Below are 20094 nucleotides of genomic sequence, written 5' to 3' on the forward strand. Positions count from 1 at the left end.
TTAAGAAGACCTTGGGATTCCCCATTTCTTCCTCTTTTCCCATAGAGCCTTTCTTGTAATACCAAGCATTTCAGCCAATTCCTGCTCTGTATATATGGATTGATATTTCAGTATAAACTCTTTTGTATATTCTTCAATTGAAAGAACGGGTATTTCTTTGGCTCTATCAAGAAATTTCTCGGGGCTCTGAATATACTCGGGCAAGTCTTCGGGCATTATTGTATCGGATTCACAGAAAACTACTGCTTGTTCAATAACATTCTGTAACTCTCTTATGTTTCCTGGCCAGGGATGTTTGTAAAGAAGTTTCAGTGCACGGGGGTCTATTTTTTTCAGTGTTTTTCCCATCTTTATCGCAAATTTTCGCATAAAATGATAGGCAAGAATTTCGATATCTCTTCCTCTTTCTCTTAAAGGAGGTATGCTGAGCGTTATTACATTCAGTCTGAAAAATAAATCCTCTCTGAATTTTCCCTCTTTAACAGCTTCTATTAAATCTTTATTCGTGGCAGATATAAATCTTAGGTCAACTTTTTTGCTTATTACACTGCCGAGGGGTCTTATTTCTCTATCTTCTAATACTCTTAAAAGTTTTGCTTGAAGGCTGAGGGGAATATCTCCTATTTCATCGAGAAAAACAGTCCCACCATCAGCTATTTCAAGCAACCCTTTTTTGTCAGAAGTTGCTCCTGTAAAAGCTCCTTTCATAAAACCAAAAAGCTCACTTTCAAGAAGATTCTCAGGGAGACTTGCACAGTTTATGGCTACAAAGGGTTTTTTCTTTCTGTAACTTGACTCATGTATCGCTCTTGCAAATAATTCCTTGCCTGTGCCTGTCTCGCCGAGAAGAAGAACATTTGTTGGAGTATTTGCTATTTTTTTTATTTTTTCGAAAAGCAGTTTTATCTCTACAGACTCACCAATTATTGAGAATATCTCATCTTTTTCTTTAAAGGAATAGACCTTTTCCTGTTTTTCTTCTTTCTCATGGAGAACACTCAATTTGCTTAAGGATACTCTTATTTCATCAAAAACAAAAGGTTTTATTAGATAATCCTCCACTTTAATTTTTATGGCTTTCAGTGCCGTGCTTATAGATGGATAGGAGGTGGTAAGAATAATTTTGACTTTTGGATTAAGGGTTTTAATCTTGCTTGCCAATTCTATTCCGTCTCCGTCGGGAAGTTCTATCTCTATGATTGCAAGGTCGTGAAGATAGGAAGCATAAGTGTTTAGGGCTTGATGAAAATTTGATGCACCGTCAACGATAAATCCTTCTTTTTGCAGATAGTTACTGAGATTTTCCCTCAGATTACTATTTCCATCAGCTATAAGCAGTCTTTCGCTCATGAACTATTTTCAATATTCAGTAAAACTTTTACACTATCTTCTTCTACATGATGTCTTGTGAAACCTAATCTTTCAGCCAAACCTAACATATAGGTGTTGATACGTAGAATGTCCATCCAGATTCTTTTTACTCCTAAATCCTTTGCTACTTCAATAGCGTAGCTACATAATGCCTTTCCTACACCTTTGCCTTGATATTCATCTTCCACTAAAATAGCCATGTCTGCGTCCACTCCATCGGGGTCTCGAGAGAGTCTCACATCGCCAATTATCTTTTCTTCCTCTCCATCCCTAACGACACATACAAAGGCTAAGTTTCTGTCATAGTCAACTTGGCAGAACTTTACAAGGTTTTCATGTCGAAGGTCTATTGCTCTCTGAAAGAATCTTAAGCTTATTGTTCTCTCTGTGCATCTACCAAGAAGATTAGCGATGAGGGTTTCGTCTTCTGCTTTTACAGGTCTTACTATGGCTTTTGTTCCGTCTTTTAACTCAACTTCTTTATAAAGATGCACAGGATAGGGACATATGCTCAGATGAGGAGGACAGAACTCTCCCTTTACTATTGCTTTTTTCTTTGGCGCTCTTTTGTCAAGAATTATGCTACAGTCCAAAGCAAAGATTTCCGAATCTGTTATGAAAAGTGGATTTATATCGAACTCTTTAATCTGTGGAAAATCGGAGATTAAATAGGAAAATCTTACAACGGTCTCTTCAAGCCTTTTCAAAACATCCTCATAGTATGGATATTTCGTTAGATATCTGTAAATTTTTGTCTCCTCCATAAGTCGTCTTGCGAGAGTTTGATTTAATGGAGGAAGACCGATTGAGTAGTCTTCAAGAGCTTCTAATAAATTTCCACCCGTTCCAAACAATACTACAGCACCGAAGGTGGGGTCTTTTTTTGCTCCTACAGCAATTTCATAGCCATAGGTAATAACCATCGGCTGAATAATTACTGATGCCGTAGAATCGCCGTGTTGTTCAGCAATTTTTTTGAGCCATTTAAAGCCCTCTACTGCCTCAAGTTCATCGCGCACATCAAGGATAACTCCACCCTTTTTGAATTTATGTATTATTTTAGGTGTATCTATCTTTAGAACAATTGGATATCCTATTTCCGATATGGCTTTTTTAAGCTCATCGATTGTGTCTGCTTTTCTGGTGAGTATCACGGGAATTCCGTAGGCATTAAGAATTTCTGAGGCTTCAAAAAAGGTTAGAATTGGTCTTCCTTCGTTTACAGCTCTTTCTATTATTTCTTCTGCTTTATTTGTCTGAAATTGCACATCCTGAAGAATTGTTTGAGGAGTTTCAAGAAGAAGTTTAAGGTTGAAGTCGTAACGATACATATACATAAAAGTTCTTACTGCTTGTTCTGGTGTGACAAAAGTAGGAATTCCGTAACGATTTAAAATCTCCCTGCCTGCATTAACTAACTCTGCTCCCATCCAGTTGGTAAGCACAGGTTTATATGGATTTTCCTTTGTTATTTTTGCAATTGTCTCTGCTGTTTGCTCAGGAGAGACCCCGAGAGAGGGAGTTAGCATAACAAGAACGGCATCTACATTTCTATCTTTCAAAACAATTCGAAGAGCCTTTTCATAGTCAGAGGGAGTGGCATCGGATACAAGGTCAAGAGGATTTCTGATGTAACGAGTGGGCACATTGCCCTCCAATTCCTTTGTTGTGTCTTCAGAAAACACTGCGAGCTCTCCTCCGAGCTTAAGAAGACTATCAACAGCAGTTATTGCTGGAGCACCTGCATTAGTGATTATTGCAAGCCTTTTACCTCTTGGCCTTCTCTGTTTTGATAGGGTTTCGGTAATGTAGAACATATCGAGGGTTTCGTCAACTCTTACAGCACCTGCTCTTTTAAAAGCGGCATCGTAAACTTTATCTTCGCCTGCAAGAAGACCTGAGTGGGTGAGAGCAATTTCAAGAGACTCTACGAATTTGCCAGATTTTACAATAACAATGGGCTTTGAAAAGGCAAAGGAACGGGCGGAAGTCATGAATTTGCGCCCATTCTTAATGGACTGCATGTATATGACAATTGCCCTTGTAGAAGGGTCAACGCCGAAAAAATCTATAAGGTCAGCGCAGTCTATATCAATATCTGACCCTAAGGAAACAAAATAGCTGAAACCGATGTTTTTATCTGCTGCTCTGTCAAGCAATGCCACAGAAAGCGTTGCACTCTGAGCAATTAGGGCAATTGTTCCTTTGTTCAGTTTCCTTCTGAATAGACTTGCGTTTATATTTAACCCAGGTCTTATAAATCCTAAAGTATTAGGACCTAAGAGGCGAAAACCGTATCTTCTGTGTATTTCTTCGATTTTTTCCTCTAACTGCATAGCTTCTTTAACCTTTGTTCTGAAATCTGGACAGAAAAGAACAACACCTTTGACGCCTTTTTGCCCGCATTCTTCAAGTGTATCAATAATATTTGAATCACAATCTTTTGATATTATGGCCAGGTCTATGTCTTTTGATATATCACTTAAGGACTTATAGGCTTCTACACCTTGAACAGAGTCATACTTCGAATTTACTGGATAAACAATTCCTCTGTAACCTTCACCGATGAGATTTCTGAAGACCGTGTAACCAATTGTTCCTGGCTTATCATCTGCACCTATAACTGCTATCCTTTTGGGATTGAAAAAATACTCGAGATTATATATTGACATCCCCTTCCTCCTCTAATATTCTGCCAGCACTTACAACGACATCTTGAGGTGCAAGGTCAATCAGTCTAACTCCCATTGTGTTTCTTCCCTGAGAAGGAATATTTGATACCTTAAGTCTTATCATTTTACTGCTACTACAAAGAATTATCTCCTCTTCTTCTTTAACCTGCATAGAAGCTACTACCTTTCCTGTTTTTTCGCTTAGCTTCATGTTAATTACTCCCACCCCTGCTCTTCTTTGCAAAGGGTATTCTTCTATAGGAGTTCTCTTTCCAATACCTCTCTCTGAAATAGTGAAAACAAAAGAGTCTTGAGAGACCAAGTCTGCAGAGACAACCTCATCATTTTCTGCGAGTCTGATACCTATTACACCCCTGGCAGAACGTCCCATGGGTCTTACATCTCTTTCATCAAATCTTATTGACATGCCCTGCTTGGTTGCAATAAGAAGGTGACTCTCTCCACTGGTTTTTCTTACTGAAATAAGCTCATCTTCCTCTTCAAGCTCTATTGCAATTACTCCTCTACTGCGAATGTTTTTGAACTCTTCAAGAGAGGTTTTCTTTACAAATCCCTTTTTCGTAAACATGGCGAGATATCCTTCTTCGAGGTCTTTACAAACAAGGGCTGTTGTAATTTTTTCACTTTCCTGAATTGGTAACAGATTAACTATTGCTCTTCCTTTTGATAGCCTCCCTGCTTCTGGTATCTGATGAACCCTTAAGCAATAGACTCTTCCGTAGTTACTGAAAAACAGTATATGGTCGTGGGTTGAACCAACTAAAACCGCCTCAAGATAATCTTCTGAAACAGTCTCCATAGGTGTTAATCCCTTACCACCTCTCTTCTGGCTTCTGTAGTCGTTGAGGGAAGTTCTTTTAATATAGCCTAAATGAGTGAGAGTTATTACCATGTCTTCTTCAGGTATAAAATCTTCAGGGTTAAGCTCTATTGTTTGTATATCAATCTGAGTTCTTCGCTCATCTCCATATTTTTCTTTTATTTCATTAAGTTCATCTCTTATAATGCCTCTTACAAGTTCTTCACTTTCTAAAATTGCTTTAAGTTTTTCAATTTCTTTAAGTATTGCTTCATAGTCTTGTATAATTTTTTCCCTTTCAAGACCTGTAAGTCTGTGCAGTCTCATATCAAGAATAGCTTGAGCCTGTATTTCTGTCAGAGGGAATCTTTCTATGAGTCTTGCCTTTGCTTCTTCTGAATTTTTTGAATTTCTGATTATGGAGATTACTTCGTCAAGATTTTCTACTGCTATCTTTAATCCAAGAAGAATATGGGCTTGATGTTCTGCTTTTCTGAGTTCAAAGGCTGTTCTCTTTAAAACTACATCTTTTCTGTGTTTGAGAAATTCCTCGAGCATTTCTTTAAGGCTTAAAACTTTCGGCTGTCCATCTACTATAGAAAGCATTATTCCACCGAAAGTGACTTCCATCTGAGTGTGTTTGTAGAGATTATTGAGAATAACCTGTGGTATTTCTCCTCTTTTAATCTCAAGAACTACTCTGATGCCTTCTCTGTTTGACTCATCTCTGATTTCAGTTATACCCTCTATTTTTTTATCTCGAACAAGTTCGGCAATTTTCTCTATTAATCTTGCCTTGTTTACCTGATAGGGCATTTCTGTTATTACAATTCGTTCTTTTACAGATTTGCCCTCTGTCTCTCCTTCGAATAAGGAGGCTTCTTTGCCCTTTTTACCCTTTATTTCTCTTTCGATTTTTGCCTTTGCTCGTATCTTTATTAGTCCCCTTCCTGTTAGGTAGAGCTCTCTTATACCTTCTGTGCCATAAATTATTCCACCCGTTGGAAAGTCCGGTCCTTTTACTCTTTCCATAAGTTCTTCTACAGAAGATTCAGGTTTTTCGAGGAGTAGCAGAAGAGCGTTTACAATCTCCGTTAAATTATGAGGAGGAATATTAGTTGCCATACCGACGGCTATACCGGAAGAGCCATTTATTAGCAGATTGGGAATTCTGGTTGGCAAAACGAGAGGTTCTTCTGTTGTGCCATCGAAGTTAGGAGAAAATGGAACCGTTTCCTTATCAATATCCTGAAGAAGTTCTTCTGCTATCTTTGTAAGTCTTGCCTCTGTATAACGATATGCAGCTGGAGGGTCCCCGTCGATAGAACCATAATTGCCCTGGCCATCAATAAGGGGATATCGCATGTTAAAATCTTGTGCAAGCCTTACCAAAGCATCGTATACTGCTTGGTCTCCGTGAGGATGATACTTCTTTAAGACTTCACCAACGACGCCTGCACATTTTGAATACTTTTTACCAGCGAGAAGTCCTTCCCGAAACATGGCATAGAGAATTCTTCTCTGAACAGGTTTAAGTCCGTCTCTAACATCTGGAAGAGCTCTACCTATGATTACGCTCATTGCGTAATCAAGGTAGCTGCTTTTCATTTCTTCTTCAATATTAACTTTTAAAACATTTGACATACTTTACCTCTGAAAATTTTTTGCAAAAGTTTAAGTTAAGTAAACACGATTTTTTTCATAGATTATTTGCAACTACTGCATGAAGAGGCTTTGCAGGAGGAACAGCCTGAATTACCTTTTTGAACACCTTTCATAGAAAAGGAGGAAAGTTTTTTTGATATTTCCTCAGAGCTACATTTTGGACATTTTATTTTTTTTTCTCCGAATACAAGAACTTCAAAATTTTCACCACAACCTTTACATACATACTCATATATGGGCATTCTATCACCTCAAATATTAAAGTTTCAGCATCTTTATTATATCATAGCTTGCCTTGAGGCTAAAAATTCTTTTAAAGTAAATAGTGTCAATAAAAATCTAAGGAGGCATCGGTGATTAAAACTCTCAGAAAGAATGCCAAATACTTCTATTTTTTGTTTTTTCTTGTAATCATAACCTTTGTTTTCTGGGGAGTAGGCACTGTTGATAAACCTAAGGTAGATTATGTCGCAGAAGTAGAGGGAGAAAAGATATACGCAGATAAATTCTGGAGAAATTATGAGGAAATAAGAAGATTTTATCGAGAAATTTTTAAAGAAAAAGCTGACGAGATGGAAAAAGGCCTTAAGGAGAGAGTCCTTGAAGATTTGATAAATGAAGAAGTTTTGCTTTGGCTTGCCAAAAAATATAATATAGAGGCAACTGAAAGAGAGATACAGGATGCCATAGTAAATGACCCAAGATTTATGAGGAACGGTGTTTTTCAGAAAGATATCTACTTTCAGATTCTGAAGCTTAATAGACTCAATCCAGCACAGTATGAAGCTTCTCTTAAGAGAAATATCACTATAGGCAAAACTCTTCAGGTAATTGCTTCCTCAAAGGGCGAAAGCGAAATTTCTGATGAGGCCTATATTAAAGCATATCTTAATGCGGTTAAAAGCAAGATGAAGATTAAGATTAACAAAGAGGCGTTATCTTAGAATGGAGAGATTTATCAGTCAACTCAGATGGCAGGATCTGATTGACATTGTCATAGTATCTTACATCATTTATAAAATCTTTCTTCTTGTCAAGGGCACAAGGGCAGCACGGATGCTGATAGGAGTGGGTGTTTTACTTGGACTTTCTTTGCTTTCAAGATTTCTTGAATTATACACTCTCGACTGGCTCATTCAGAGCTTCTGGACGCAAATAGTTATTGTTCTTATTATTCTTTTTCAACCTGAAATAAGAAAAGCCCTTGCCCAGATGGGAGAAACTCCCCTATTTCACAGATTTAGCTCTGCCGAGGAGATGAAAACCATAGAGGAAATTGTTAAAGCCTCCCAAACTCTTGCTAATAAAAAAATCGGTGCTTTAATTGTCTTCGAGAGAGATGTAAGTCTGGCAGAGTATATTGAAATCGGTGTTCCTTTAGATGCAAGAGTCACAAAAGAACTTTTAATGAGCATTTTTCATCCTACAAGTCCGATACATGACGGTGCTGTGATAATAAAGGGAAACAGACTCCTTGCTGCTGGATGTTTCTTGCCTATTAAACTTGGAGCAGATTTAAGAAAGACTTACGGAACAAGACACAGAGCAGCCCTTGGCATAACTGAAGAGACAGATGCTGTTGCGGTTATAATTTCTGAGGAGACAGGTTCTATCTCACTTGCCGTTCACGGAAAGCTTGAAGGTAATCTTGATATGGAAAAACTAAGGCAAAGACTTACCAATCTGTTCACTGCTGAGAGAGATAAGAAATGAATAGATTTATGAGAAAAATGCTTACAGAGAATACGGCTATAAAGGTTATCTCAATAATGATTTCTTTATTTCTCTGGTTTTTTGTTACGTTTAAGGGACAAACAGAGACATCTATTGAAGTTCCCTTAGAGCTTAAAAATACTCCCGCTGAAATGGAAGTTCTAAGGCAAAGTGTGAGGAAAATAACTGTTTCCATCTCGGCAAGAGAGCGAATTCTTAAAGATATCGCCCAAAACGATGTGAGAGTTATTGTTGATATTTCCAATGTTAAGCTCGGAGAAAACTCTATTCCCATAACCAAGTCTTCGGTTAAACTGCCGAGAGGAGTTGAAATTCTGAGAATTGACCCATCAACAGTAAAGCTTTTTGTAGACAAAAAAGAGCAGAAAAACATTCCCGTGAAAGCTGTTATTACAGGCAAACCTGAAAAAGGCTTTGTGATAGATTCAGTTGAGGTTACTCCTTCAAACATCTCCATAGAGGGAGCAAAGAGAGAGTTAGACAGGATAAGAATCATAAAAACAGAGCCCATTGATATAGAGGGCTTAAACAATAATCTTACCATTCAGGCAAAAATTGACCCTGAGGGTAAGATATTCAGAGCAGAGAAAGACACGGTTAATGTAACGGTAAGATTAAGGAGGCACTGATGGGTTTATTCGGAACAGACGGAATAAGAGGAACTATAAATAGCCATCCGATAACACCAGAGATTTGCTTGAAAGTGGGGATGGCTTTGTGTTTTTTACTTAGAAGAAATTTATCACACAAGCCAAAAATTCTAATAGGCAAGGATACAAGAATTTCTGGATATGTAATTGAAGCCTCTCTCACAGCGGGTATTACGTCAATGGGAGGAGATGTATATTTACTTGGTCCGATTCCAACGCCTGCTATAGCTTTTTTAGTAAAGAGTATGCGGGCTGATGCAGGAATTGTAATATCTGCATCGCATAATCCCTACAGTGACAATGGTATAAAAATATTCTCCAACAACGGTTTTAAACTTACAGAGGAGTTAGAGAAAGAGATGGAAAGCCTGATAGAGGCTAAAGATTTCCCTTCTAAAAGACCGTCAGCCAAGGAATTAGGCAAAGCTTTCAGAATTGAAGATGCCCAGGGAAGATATGTTGAGTTCGTTAAATCAACTCTTCCAAGAGACGCAAATCTTGAAGGTTTAAAAGTTGTAATTGACCCTGCTAATGGTGCAGCCTATAAGATAACTCCCATTCTGTTTCATGAACTGGGTGCGGAAGTTATTTCTATAAATGACAAACCAGATGGGTTAAATATAAACAAGGAATGCGGAGCTCTCTATCCAGATTCGCTTATCGAGAAAGTCAAGCAAACCGGTGCTGATATCGGAATTGCCCATGACGGAGACGCAGACAGAACAATTCTCGTAGATGAGAAGGGAAATATAATAGATGGAGACTTGATTCTAACTGTGTTAGCTGGAGAGCTAAAGAAAGAAAAGAAGTTGAGAAAAAATACAGTCGTTGCAACGGTAATGACCAATATGGGTGTTGAAAACTATCTTAAATCATCCGGAATTAGACTGATACGAACAAAGGTAGGCGATAAATACGTGGTAGAAGAAATGCTCAAAGGCGGATATAATCTTGGAGGTGAGCAGTCAGGCCATATAGTGTGTATGGATTATACATGCACAGGAGATGGTGCTATTACAGCTGTTCAGATGGCTCATATAGTCAAGAAAAATCAGATTCCTCTAAGTGAGCTTGTTAAAGAAATTCCCCGATATCCTCAAATTCTTCGAAATATAAGAATACCTGAAAATCTATCAAAAGGGGCAGTTGAGCCTGTTCTCAGAAAGCTTTACAGCATAGCTTCTTCATTAGAAAAGAAGATTAATGGAAGAATACTGATAAGACCCTCAGGGACAGAGCCTAAAATAAGAATAATGACTGAAGGAGAAAATTTACAGAAAGTGGAAGAAGCTCTTAAGGAAATAGAGACCATTGCTTATGAAGAGATTAGAAAGAAGAGCGGAGAGGGAGGGATTTGAACCCCCGGTGAGGTTATCCCCCACAGCGGTTTTCAAGACCGCCGCCTTAAACCACTCGGCCACCTCTCCAGATTTTTTATTATATCACAGAATTCATTCGTATCTTAAGGCTTCGATAGGATTGAGAATGGAAGCCTTATAGGCAGGATAAAAACCAAAGAAAACTCCCACAAAGGCTGAAAAGACAAAAGCAATAAGGGCAGAAAAAACAGAGATACTGATAGGCCATTGCATTATCGATGAAACAATGAGCGAGCCTGCAATTCCCAACAATAGTCCGAATAGACCTCCTATGGTGGTGAGAAAAAGGGCTTCGATGAGAAACTGCATTCTTATGTCCTTTGGTTTTGCACCTACGGCCATCCTTATTCCTATTTCTCTTGTCCTCTCTGTGACAGACACAAGCATTATGTTCATAATCCCTATTCCGCCTACAAGTAATGACACAGAGGCTATTGCTCCAAGTAGTATAGACATTGTTTTTGTTGATTCCTCTGCTGCTTTAAGCATCTGCGTTAAATCCATAACTGTAAAATCATCCTCTTGATTTGGTCCAATTCTGTGTCTCTGTCTGAGGAGTGTCCTAATCTGCTCTGTTGCCTGTTGAATGCTCTCTAAGTCTGCTGCTTTAGCATATATTAGCCTTACTCTTCCGGGAAGGGTTTGTCCGAAAAGAGTCCGTTGTGCCGTAGAGATAGGCACATAAATGATGTCATCCTGGTCTTGACCAGTAAATGTCTGACCCTTTTTCTCAAGTAGCCCTACTACTTCGAAAGGTATCTTTTTTATTCTTATTACCTTCCCAATAGGTTCAAGCTCTCCAAAAAGTTTCTCCGCCACTGTTTGTCCTATAACAGCCACCTTTGTTCCACTCCTTACATCCTGTTCATTGATAAATCTTCCCGATACTACTTCCCACTCTCTGACTATGACCATATCTGGAGTAGTTCCCATAATGCCTGTTGACCAATTCTGATTGCCAAAGACAACTTGAGCTGTTCCTGATATTACAGGTGCTACAGATACTACAGCAGGACATTCTTTTGCGATAGCCTCTGCATCGGAGAAGGTTAAAGTCTGCTGAGTTCCGTGTCCCATTCTTAAGCCGCCTTGAGTAGTTGCGCCCGGTAATATGAGGATTAGATTGCTCCCTATGCTTGCTATCTGTTGCGATATTTTCTTGCTTGCACCACTTCCCACTGCAACCATCGTTACAACTGCTCCAACGCCGATTATTATGCCAAGAATTGCAAGGAAAGTTCTCATTTTGTTTACAATGAGTGACCGGAGTGCAATGTTTATTATTGAAGAGATTGATATCATTTTTTCTCCTCCATTGTGCAAACAGCGGAATCGCAAACAATTTTTCCGTCAAGAAATCTTATCTGCCTCCTTCCAAAAGATGCAATATCAGGCTCATGGGTTACAATAATTGTAGTCAAGCCCTGTTCTTCATTTAATCTTTTGAATATTTCCATTATTTCAAGACTTGATTTTGAGTCGAGATTGCCTGTAGGTTCATCGGCAAGAATGATGGAAGGAGAATTTACAAGAGCCCTTGCTATAGCAACTCTCTGCTGCTGTCCTCCGCTTAACTGTTTTGGATAGTGATTGACTCTCTCAGCAAGTCCTACTTGGGCAAGCATGTCTTTTGCTCGTTCTCTTCTTTCCTTGTAAGGAACGCCTGCATAAATGAGAGGTAACTCAACATTTTCCACAGCTGTTGCTCTTGGAAGGAGATTAAACTGTTGGAAAACAAAGCCTATTTTTTTATTTCTTATCTCGGCAAGTTCATTAGCTCCGAAGGTAGATACATCTATGCTGTCAAGATAATATCTGCCCGATGTTGGAGTATCAAGACAGCCTAATATGTTCATGAAGGTGGACTTGCCTGAACCAGAAGGTCCCATAATGCAGAGAAATTCTCCTTTTTCAATTTCTACTGACACGTCTTCAAGAACCTTTAGTTCCTGCTCTCCAAATCTGTAAATCTTTGTAACTTTTTCAATCTTTATGAGAGGCATTTTTTAAAATCTTACCGGAGGCCGAGGAGATGATTGAGACTGGCCTTTTTTTTGAGTTCCACCCACGTCTACAATCACTTCTTCACCCTCTTTGATATCTCCCTCTAAAACCTCTGACCATTCACCGTCACTTACGCCGGTTTTTATGTTTATCCTTACAGGCTTTCCACTTCTCATTACCCATACTCCCTGTTGTTTTGTTGGGGTGCTACCAGGCATCTTAAACCTCAAAGCAGCATTTGGAATTTTCAGTATGTCTTTTTTGCTCTCCACAACAAAGGTAACATTTGCTGTCATGCCAGGTTTTAGCATCATCTGAGAGTTATCAAAGGATATAACAACATTATAGGTAACCACATTTTGAGTGATAGTAGGCGAAAGTCTTATCTGAGACACTACTCCCTTAAATTTTCTTTCAGGATAAGCATCTACTGTAAACTCTGCTTCCATACCAACTTTTATTTTTGAAATATCCGCTTCATCTACGTTTGTATCTACTTGCATTTTTGTGAGGTCTGGTGCAATTGTAAAAAGAGTGGGTGTCTGGAAACTTGCAGCTACTGTCTGACCTACTTCAACATTTTTTGCTATTACTACACCTGTAACAGGCGAGACAATTCTTGTATAACCAAGATTGGTTTGAGCCTGTCTTAATCCTGCCTCTGCCTTTTTAAGCTGCGCCTTAGCTATTTCATACTGAGCCTTGGCAGTATTTAAAGCTGTCTCAGCATCATCAAGTTCGCTTCTGGCTATAAGGTCTCTCTTGAAGAGTTCTTGCTTTCTTTTGAATGTTCTTTCAGAATCTTTTAAAGTAACCTCCGCTTTGAAAAGAGCTGCCTTTGAGTTTAAAACTTCAGCCTCGGACTGTTTTAGCTCATTTTCAAATGGTGTAGGGTCTATCTGGGCAATCAACTGTCCCTTTTTTACCTGCGAGTTGTAGTCAGCATAGAGAGCTACAATAGTTCCGGATACTCTTGTTCCAACTATTATTGTTGTAACGGGATTTACATTTCCTGTGGCTGTTACCCTCTGAATTATCTGTCCTCGCTGAACCTTTAGAGTTTTGAATTCTGATTTTTTTGAACTGGTAAGGAAAAAAATCGATAGGCCTGTTAAAATTAGAAGGGTTAATGCTCCGATTAGTATTATCTTTCTCTTTTTTTTCATCTCTCCATTCCTGTTATTTTTTCTATTTCTGCATAAGTTACGTTATAATCATAGACTGCCTGCCAGTATTGAGTGTTTGTCTGCTCGTAAAGAACTATTGCATCTACAACTTCAATGGAACTACCAACTCCAACCTCATATCTGCCCATGGCAAGGTCAAGATTTTCTTTTGCCTGTCTCAGAGTAACTTTTAAAGTATCTATCTTCTGCTTTGCCTCGTTAAGCTGAACAAATAGAGTTTTAATCTGCGAAGCAATCTGTTGTTTTAAGGCCTCTTCTTTGTTTTGATAATAGGCAGTGTCTGCCTTTGCCTGTTTAAGTTTGTAAGTTGTAGACCATCCACTAAAAATAGGCATGTTTAGCTGAATAAGCAAACTCCAGCCTTTGTTAAGTGGAAAGTCTTCGCCGGTGTAGCTGTATTTTCCTGTGCCTGTAAACATTGGAAGATATTCTTTTTTTACCAAGTCCTCTGTTTGTAAGGCTGCATTTTTGTTGAATTTAATATTCTGAAGTTGCGGATTTCTCTGTAAAGCTATTTCTAAAGCCTCTTTTTCTTCCAGTTTTCTCACTGCGTATTCTTCTTCTTTTATATCGAAGTCTGCCATAAATACAACTCCCATGGCAACTTTTAGACTTAAGAGTGCTTGCCTTAAGCCTTTTTCAGCAGAGATTAGACTTAGCTTTGCATTACTAACTTCGACTTCTGCTTTTGTTACCTCAATTTTTGGCTTCAGTCCTACCTCATAAAAACCTTTTGCAAGGTCAAGATGCTTTTGTGCCTGTTTTAAAACCTCCTGAGCTGTTTCCTTTGCTTTTTTTGCTTTCAGCAGATTGAAGTATGCTGCTTTGACATTATAGACTACTCCTAAAATGGTATCTCTATCCTGTGCTTCTGTGGCTTTGTAAAGTTCCTTTTGAATATCTACTTTTGTGGAAGTCTTTCCAAAGTCAAAAAGAGTCTGGCTTAAGCTTAGCTGCCCAGAATAGTTTTTTGAGTAGTAGTCTTCCCTTGTTCGAGAATCTTGATAACTTCTCTGATAGCCAACAGTAAGGTCAATTTCGGGAAAATAACCAGAGCGAGCCTCTCCTATCTTAAATAAGCTTTTGTTTAGTTGTTCCTTTGAGGCGAGCAATTCAGGGTTACCTTTTAACGCTATTTCAATACAGTCAGACAGTGAATATAACTGGCTGCTAAATGAAACTTTAGGAGTTAATAGAGAAATGATTACCAGAATTAAGAATATTGTTGTGCGTATAGGAGAGATTTTCATTTTTTATCCATCAGTTCCCTTATTTTTGTTCCTTTGTTTACTGTTACATCTACATAGGGAATAACTGACATTCCTGGCCAAAGGGGGTAGTTTGGGTCAAAGTTTGAATCGATTATTATCCTTACAGGTATTCGTTGAACAACTTTAACAAAATTTCCTGTTGCATTTTCAGGTGGAAAAAGACTGAAGACAGCACCTGTTCCTGGCTGAAAGCTTGCCACGTGGCCTTTGAAAACCTTTCCAGGATAGGCATCAACTTTAATCTTTACCGGTTGTCCCACCCTCATTTTTTCTATTTGCGTTTCTTTGAAATTTGCTCCAATCCAAATGCTTTGCTCATCTACTACAGCCATAAGAAGCTGACCTGTTCTGACATACTGGCCTACCTCAACATTTTTTTTTGCAATTCGGCCGTCGATAGGAGCATAAATAATTGTTCTTTTCAGATTTATATCTGCTAATTTTAACTCTGCCTGAGCTTTATCAATTTGATATGCCTGAGTTTTTAGTTTTGCCGATAGGGTTTGCACAGCTGTCTCAGCTTCTTTTAGTCGGGCTTCGGCTGATTTCTCCTGTGCGATTGCAACTTTAAGAGATGCTTCAGCAGAGTCAAATCTGCTTTTTGATACGAGGTCTTCTCTGAAAAGTTCTTTTATTCTTTCATAGTCTCTCTCTGCAAGAACCCTCTGCGCCCGAGCTGCTTGAAGACTTGCTTCGGCAGAACTCATTTTGGCCTGAGCTTCTCTAAGAGATGATTCAATCTCTCTTTGTTGTGCTATTAAGGTGTTTACCTCAGATTTCTTTACTGCAAGTTCTGCAGCATAGTCATTGCTTTCAATTTCAACAAGGGGCTCTCCTTTTTTAACACTCTGATTGTAGTCTACATAGACTTTAACGACTTTGCCGGAAACTTGAGGAGAAATCGGTACTATTGTTCCTTCCACATAGGCATCGTCTGTTCTTTCGTATACTATGTAGTAGTAAATTTCTACTGCCATAAAAATTAATGCCACAATTGTTGTGACTATAAGAATGGCAATTTTAATTTTTTTTGAATTTTTAAATTTATCGATAGATTTTAAAAAACTCATTATTTACTTTCCTGTGCAAGTATTTCTTTGTTGACAAAAGCCTTCATTAGCACACCTGTAGCCTGTCTGAGTCTTAATATGGCAAGTTGATAGTTGTATTGAGCTTCGGTTAATTTTTTTTCTGCGGTCACAAGAAATGTGTTTGCATCGGTCACATCTATACTGTTTGCAAGACCATAGTTGTATTGCTTTGAGACAGAATTGAAATTCTCTCTGGCATATGCTACTTCATCTTCAAGGGATTTAATAGTGTCTCTGTAGGTAAGATAGTTATGATAAGCCAATTCGACATCTAAAAATATCTCTTTCACAGTGTCTTCATACTGAAGTTCCGCCTGCCTTAGTTTAGCTTTTGCTTCACCTACCTCAGCCCGTCTCAATCCTCCTTCAAATATGGGAAAATTGAGTGATGCAATGGCATATTTTGACTCTCTGTTTGTGAATTGATTTGAAGGGTCTTGGTCAAGTTTCTGATATGTAGCAGAAAGACTCAGATAGGGAAAAAAGGAACCAATGGCATAGGATACATTTTTTTTAGCTATATCTTTTGCCAGAGAGGCGGCAATTATCTCTTGTCTTTGTTCTTTTGCAAAAGCTTTTATGTTTTCAAGGGGAAGATTAAAATAGGGGTCGTTTAATTTCTGTTCAACTATTTCGAAATCTCCATCAATGCCGGCATTTTTTGCTAAAGTGGACTTAGCAACTTTGAGAGAATTTTTAGCAGAGATAAGCTCAGCTTCTGCTCCGCTTAACTCAGCTTCTGCCCTTAATAAATCAGTCTTTGTGACTTCGCCAACCTTCAGCCGTATTTTAGCTGCATCTCTATGTTTTTTTAGTCTTTCAACATTTGCCTGAGCAATCTCGACAGCTCTTTTTGTCTTGAGATAAAAATATGTATCCTGTGCGACTTTGAGTAGATACTGCTCTTTAAAGGAGGTAACTTCAGCTTCTGTCTTTTTTAGATTATCCTTTGATGAAAAGAAAGCTATGAACTCCCTGCCTCCCAGAGATAGCTTCTCTTCAACAGTAAGCCCCCATAGTTTGTTTCTGTCGGGTTGTATTATTTGAGTGTTTACAATTTTTGACTCGCTGTATTCTGTATACTTTCCAAAGGCTGTAACAGTAGGTAGAAGTCCTGCCAGAGCTTTATAAGTGCCTTCTTCTGAAATTCGTATATTTTCTTCGGCAATTCTTATCTTTTCTGCCTTTTTCAGTGCAAGAGAAAATACGTCGTATATGGTCAATTTTTCTTCAGCAAAGGAATTTACAGCTATGCTAACTATCGTCAGCAATAAAAAGAGTATTCTAATTTTCATTAAATCCTCCTTGTGCCTTCGTAAAATATTTCAATACAAGACTTGGAAGCTTTTTTAATATCAATTCTTTTTTTGAGAATTAGCTTTTTTATAAATAGACTGAAAAGCATTCCAAAGAAGGATAGGGATGCGTATCTTATATCAATATCCTCTCTTATTTGGCCTTGTTTTTTTTGAAATTCAAGATATGAAGAGAAGACATCATAGACATCCTCTATAATTTTACTGTGAATGTTCCTTATCTCCTCGGGATATTGAAACATTTCCGTATGCATTATGCATATTAGGTCTTTTTTCTTTCTTAGAAGTTTGAGATAATAATCTGCAGTAGTTAGAAGGGCATCTCTGTATTCCATCTCTCTCAGTGAAGGAAGAAGGTCTTTTAGGGTTGGTAAGAACGACTGGCTTTTTAGAACTTCAATGAATAGTTTTTCTTTAGAGCTAAAGTAACGAAAAAGAGTAACTTCTGCAACTCCTGCCTCTTTTGAGATATCTTTTGTAGTTGTTCCAAGATATCCTTTTTGAGAGAAAAGTTTTAAGGCTGACCTCAATATCCTGTTTTTCGTGCTTGGCATGGTAGTAAATACTAACATAATCAAATTAACTGACACATGTCAAGGAATTCTATGTTTATATTTTGATTTTGTAAATGCCTACAAGATATAATGAATAAAAATCTCAAGGAGTTTTTTATGAAGGCTTCTATGTTATGGCGAGAAATTCTAAGAAATCCCAAGGATAAAAGATATCTGCTGAAAGATATTGAGAAGTTGGCAAGGGAAAACACTGAACCAGCTGTAATTAGATTTGGGACTTCTGGCTGGCGTGGAGAGATTGGTTCAGATTTCACTATGCAAAATGTTAGAGTGCTTACGCAAGCCATTGTTGAGGTTGTAAAGGCTGAAGACAGAGTAGTTCTTAATTCATTCGGTGTAACTTCTTTCAATGAATTTAGAGAAAGAGGTATTATTGTTGGACATGATAACAGGATGCTGGGAGAGGATTTTGCCTTTGAAGTAATGGGAGTTTTACAGAGGGAAGGAGTAAAATGTTACTATGCCGGAGAAGCCTCTACACCAGAGTTTTCTGCTGCTGTAGTAGAATTATCTGCCGCTGCATCAATAAACTTAACTCCAAGCCATAATCCTCCCAATTATGGAGGCTTAAAGCTAAATCCCTCTGATGGAGGTCCTGCTTCTGAGGAACTTACTAAGCCTGTAGAGATGCTTGCCAATGAAATCATGAAGAAAGCCGAAACAATCAAGCCTTATGATATTAAGACAATTAATAGGATAGATACAACTTCTCTATACATTGATTTCATAAGAAAGAGGCAGACCATTGACCTTGATAAAATAAAGAGTTTTTTAACTCACCGAGCCACATCAATAGCCATTGACCACATGCATGGTGCCACAAGAGGTAAATTGGCAAGAATACTCTCTCTAAAACCAGGAACTTTTATTTGCCTTAGAAGAGAGGATGACCCTCTTTTTGAAGGGCTTTCACCTGAACCTAACGAAGAAAATCTAAAACTTGCTCTCTCTCATCTTAAAGAGGATAAGCTTGGTTTTTGTGCCATAATTGACCCAGATGGTGATAGAGTAAGGTTTGCCGATTTAAATAGACAAATTCCAATGAACTACTTTGGTGCTATGGCTTTTCATTATCTCTACAATTACAAAGGGCTTAGAGGAATTGTGGCAAAGAGTGTGGGAACGAGCAATTTCGTAAATGCAATAGCACAACAAGCTGGTGTGGAGGTAATTGAAACAAAAGTGGGTTTCAAGAATTTCAGACCCTATCTTCTTGAAAATTCTCAAAAAAAGGCTGTAGTTGCTTTTGAAGAATCAGATGGTATTACCATTCAAAACCATACTTTAGAGAAAGATGCCATGATGGGAGTATTGCTTGCCCTTGAAATGCTTGCCTCTTTTCAAACAAGGCTTAGTGACTACTTAGAGGAAATAGAGAAAAAATATGGGAGATTTTATTCAGACAGAACAGGCATTGAGATACCTCGAGAACAGTTCAGTCCTCAAATTAAAGAGGACATTCATGCTTTGGCAGAGCATTTTAAACCAGGAGAGTTCTTTAAGATTGGTTCTATTGAAAAAAGGATTTCCTCAATTAATAGTATCGATGGCGTAAAGATAGTTTTTGACGACCAGTCTTGGCTTATGATAAGGCCATCTGGCACAGAGCCTAAAATTCGTATATACGTGGAGACAAAAAAACAAGAAGAGGCAAAGCTGCTCATAGAGGGTGCTGTAGAGCTGACGAAAAAAATATGTGCCATGGGGATTCAATGCCTTCTTTAAATGTTTTCATTGAAATTTGGTTTTGATAAATGCTATAAAATAACTTGTGGATAGTATGGAAGAGTTTCTCGAAATAGTTGACAGAGAAGGTAGAATAATCTCTATTGCACCAAGAAGCATTATTCATGGCAACCCTTCTTTACTTCACAGAGTTGTGCATGTAATGGTTTTTAACTCAAAAGGAGAACTTTTGCTTCAGAAAAGAGCATCCCATAAGGATGTGGCACCGGGTAAGTGGGATACCTCAGTGGGCGGACATATAATGCCGGACGAGGATATTCTGACTGCTGCCAAGAGGGAAACTCTTGAAGAGCTTGGTATATCACCGGAAAATCTTCACTTTCTCTACACATATATTCATTCAAACGAATATGAAAGCGAGCTCGTGTATACTTACTTTACCATTCATGAAGGTCCCTTCGATTTCAACAGAAAGGAAATTGAAGAGGTTATGTTCTGGCGTATCGAAGAAATTCAGAGTAAAATGAGTTTAGGTCTTTTTAGTGATAACTTCAGAGAGGAATTTTTCAGATATCTTTATACCTGCGTAAATTCACCTATTGGAGTTAGTTCCTTGCTTACGAATGTGCATCTACCCATTTTTAATCCATTTTTGAAGGACAGTTTTTAATAT

Annotated in this window: 17 protein-coding genes and 1 tRNA gene; 6 read left to right on the plus strand and 12 right to left on the minus strand. The window is 38.2% G+C overall.

Annotation, left to right across the window (positions count from 1 at the left end; genetic code table 11):
* The 4 genes from ACZ430_RS07450 to ACZ430_RS07465 form a co-directional block, all read right to left on the minus strand.
* The gene (locus ACZ430_RS07450; RefSeq protein ID WP_297209324.1) at positions 1–1350 is read right to left on the minus strand and encodes a sigma-54-dependent transcriptional regulator; all 1350 of its coding nucleotides are present in this window, start codon (positions 1348–1350) and stop codon (positions 1–3) included.
* Complete coding sequence (locus ACZ430_RS07455; RefSeq protein WP_297209321.1) at positions 1347–4043, minus strand: bifunctional acetate--CoA ligase family protein/GNAT family N-acetyltransferase; 2697 nt, start codon at positions 4041–4043, stop codon at positions 1347–1349. Before ACZ430_RS07455 ends, ACZ430_RS07450 begins: the two co-directional genes overlap by 4 nt.
* The gene (gene gyrA / locus ACZ430_RS07460) at positions 4030–6507 is read right to left on the minus strand and encodes a DNA gyrase subunit A (protein WP_297209318.1); all 2478 of its coding nucleotides are present in this window, start codon (positions 6505–6507) and stop codon (positions 4030–4032) included. Before gyrA ends, ACZ430_RS07455 begins: the two co-directional genes overlap by 14 nt.
* A 62-nt stretch (positions 6508–6569) precedes the next feature.
* On the minus strand, positions 6570–6770 hold the full coding sequence (locus tag ACZ430_RS07465) for an FmdB family zinc ribbon protein (protein WP_297209315.1): 201 nt from the start codon (positions 6768–6770) through the stop codon (positions 6570–6572).
* Between the two features lie 111 nt (positions 6771–6881).
* Between ACZ430_RS07465 and ACZ430_RS07470 the strand changes: the two genes are divergently transcribed.
* Genes ACZ430_RS07470 through glmM form a run of 4 tightly spaced genes read left to right on the plus strand, consistent with a single transcriptional unit; the run spans position 6882 to position 10270 of the window.
* Positions 6882–7472 carry a SurA N-terminal domain-containing protein gene (locus ACZ430_RS07470; RefSeq protein ID WP_297209314.1) on the plus strand — a complete coding sequence of 197 codons (591 nt, stop codon included), beginning with the start codon at positions 6882–6884 and terminating at the stop codon, positions 7470–7472.
* 1 nt (position 7473) lies between these two features.
* Positions 7474–8241, plus strand: a complete 768-nt coding sequence (cdaA, locus tag ACZ430_RS07475) for a diadenylate cyclase CdaA (protein ID WP_297209311.1) — start codon at positions 7474–7476, stop codon at positions 8239–8241.
* Entirely contained in the window at positions 8238–8891 is a 654-nt protein-coding gene (locus ACZ430_RS07480) for a CdaR family protein (protein WP_297209308.1), read from the plus strand. The genes cdaA and ACZ430_RS07480 overlap by 4 nt, the downstream gene beginning before the upstream one ends.
* Positions 8888–10270, plus strand: coding sequence for a phosphoglucosamine mutase (glmM, locus tag ACZ430_RS07485; RefSeq protein ID WP_440871028.1), 1383 nt, complete (start codon positions 8888–8890; stop codon positions 10268–10270). Before ACZ430_RS07480 ends, glmM begins: the two co-directional genes overlap by 4 nt.
* On the opposite strand, the gene ACZ430_RS07490 is transcribed toward glmM, so the two are convergent.
* From ACZ430_RS07490 to ACZ430_RS07525, 8 genes are all read right to left on the minus strand, one after another.
* Positions 10252–10339 (minus strand) — tRNA-Ser (locus ACZ430_RS07490). The two genes, glmM and ACZ430_RS07490, sit on opposite strands and share 19 nt — an antisense overlap.
* Before the next feature lie 24 nt (positions 10340–10363).
* On the minus strand, positions 10364–11593 hold the full coding sequence (locus tag ACZ430_RS07495) for an ABC transporter permease (protein WP_297209302.1): 1230 nt from the start codon (positions 11591–11593) through the stop codon (positions 10364–10366).
* Positions 11590–12294, minus strand: coding sequence for an ABC transporter ATP-binding protein (locus tag ACZ430_RS07500; protein WP_297209298.1), 705 nt, complete (start codon positions 12292–12294; stop codon positions 11590–11592). Before ACZ430_RS07500 ends, ACZ430_RS07495 begins: the two co-directional genes overlap by 4 nt.
* Before the next feature lie 3 nt (positions 12295–12297).
* A complete protein-coding gene (locus ACZ430_RS07505) occupies positions 12298–13461 on the minus strand; it encodes an efflux RND transporter periplasmic adaptor subunit (protein WP_464910492.1) in 1164 nt (387 codons plus the stop codon).
* Positions 13458–14732: a TolC family protein gene (locus ACZ430_RS07510; protein ID WP_464910493.1), complete on the minus strand. Its 1275-nt coding sequence runs from the start codon at positions 14730–14732 to the stop codon at positions 13458–13460. The genes ACZ430_RS07505 and ACZ430_RS07510 overlap by 4 nt, the downstream gene beginning before the upstream one ends.
* Positions 14729–15823, minus strand: a complete 1095-nt coding sequence (locus ACZ430_RS07515) for an HlyD family secretion protein (RefSeq protein ID WP_297209288.1) — start codon at positions 15821–15823, stop codon at positions 14729–14731. The genes ACZ430_RS07510 and ACZ430_RS07515 overlap by 4 nt, the downstream gene beginning before the upstream one ends.
* Positions 15823–17139 carry a TolC family protein gene (locus ACZ430_RS07520; protein WP_297209285.1) on the minus strand — a complete coding sequence of 439 codons (1317 nt, stop codon included), beginning with the start codon at positions 17137–17139 and terminating at the stop codon, positions 15823–15825. The genes ACZ430_RS07515 and ACZ430_RS07520 overlap by 1 nt, the downstream gene beginning before the upstream one ends.
* The gene (locus ACZ430_RS07525; protein WP_297209282.1) at positions 17139–17714 is read right to left on the minus strand and encodes a TetR/AcrR family transcriptional regulator; all 576 of its coding nucleotides are present in this window, start codon (positions 17712–17714) and stop codon (positions 17139–17141) included. The genes ACZ430_RS07520 and ACZ430_RS07525 overlap by 1 nt, the downstream gene beginning before the upstream one ends.
* 129 nt (positions 17715–17843) lie before the next feature.
* Here ACZ430_RS07525 and ACZ430_RS07530 point away from each other — a divergent pair, with 129 nt between their 5' ends.
* Together ACZ430_RS07530 and ACZ430_RS07535 are read left to right on the plus strand one after the other, a co-directional pair.
* The gene (locus ACZ430_RS07530; protein WP_297209280.1) at positions 17844–19460 is read left to right on the plus strand and encodes a phosphohexomutase domain-containing protein; all 1617 of its coding nucleotides are present in this window, start codon (positions 17844–17846) and stop codon (positions 19458–19460) included.
* Positions 19461–19515: 55 nt separating this feature from the next.
* Positions 19516–20091 (plus strand): NUDIX hydrolase, encoded by a 576-nt coding sequence (locus tag ACZ430_RS07535; RefSeq protein WP_464910494.1) that lies wholly within the window; start codon positions 19516–19518, stop codon positions 20089–20091.
* Positions 20092–20094: the final 3 nt, after the last annotated feature.

The organism is Thermodesulfovibrio sp. TK500a (assembly GCF_055381765.1).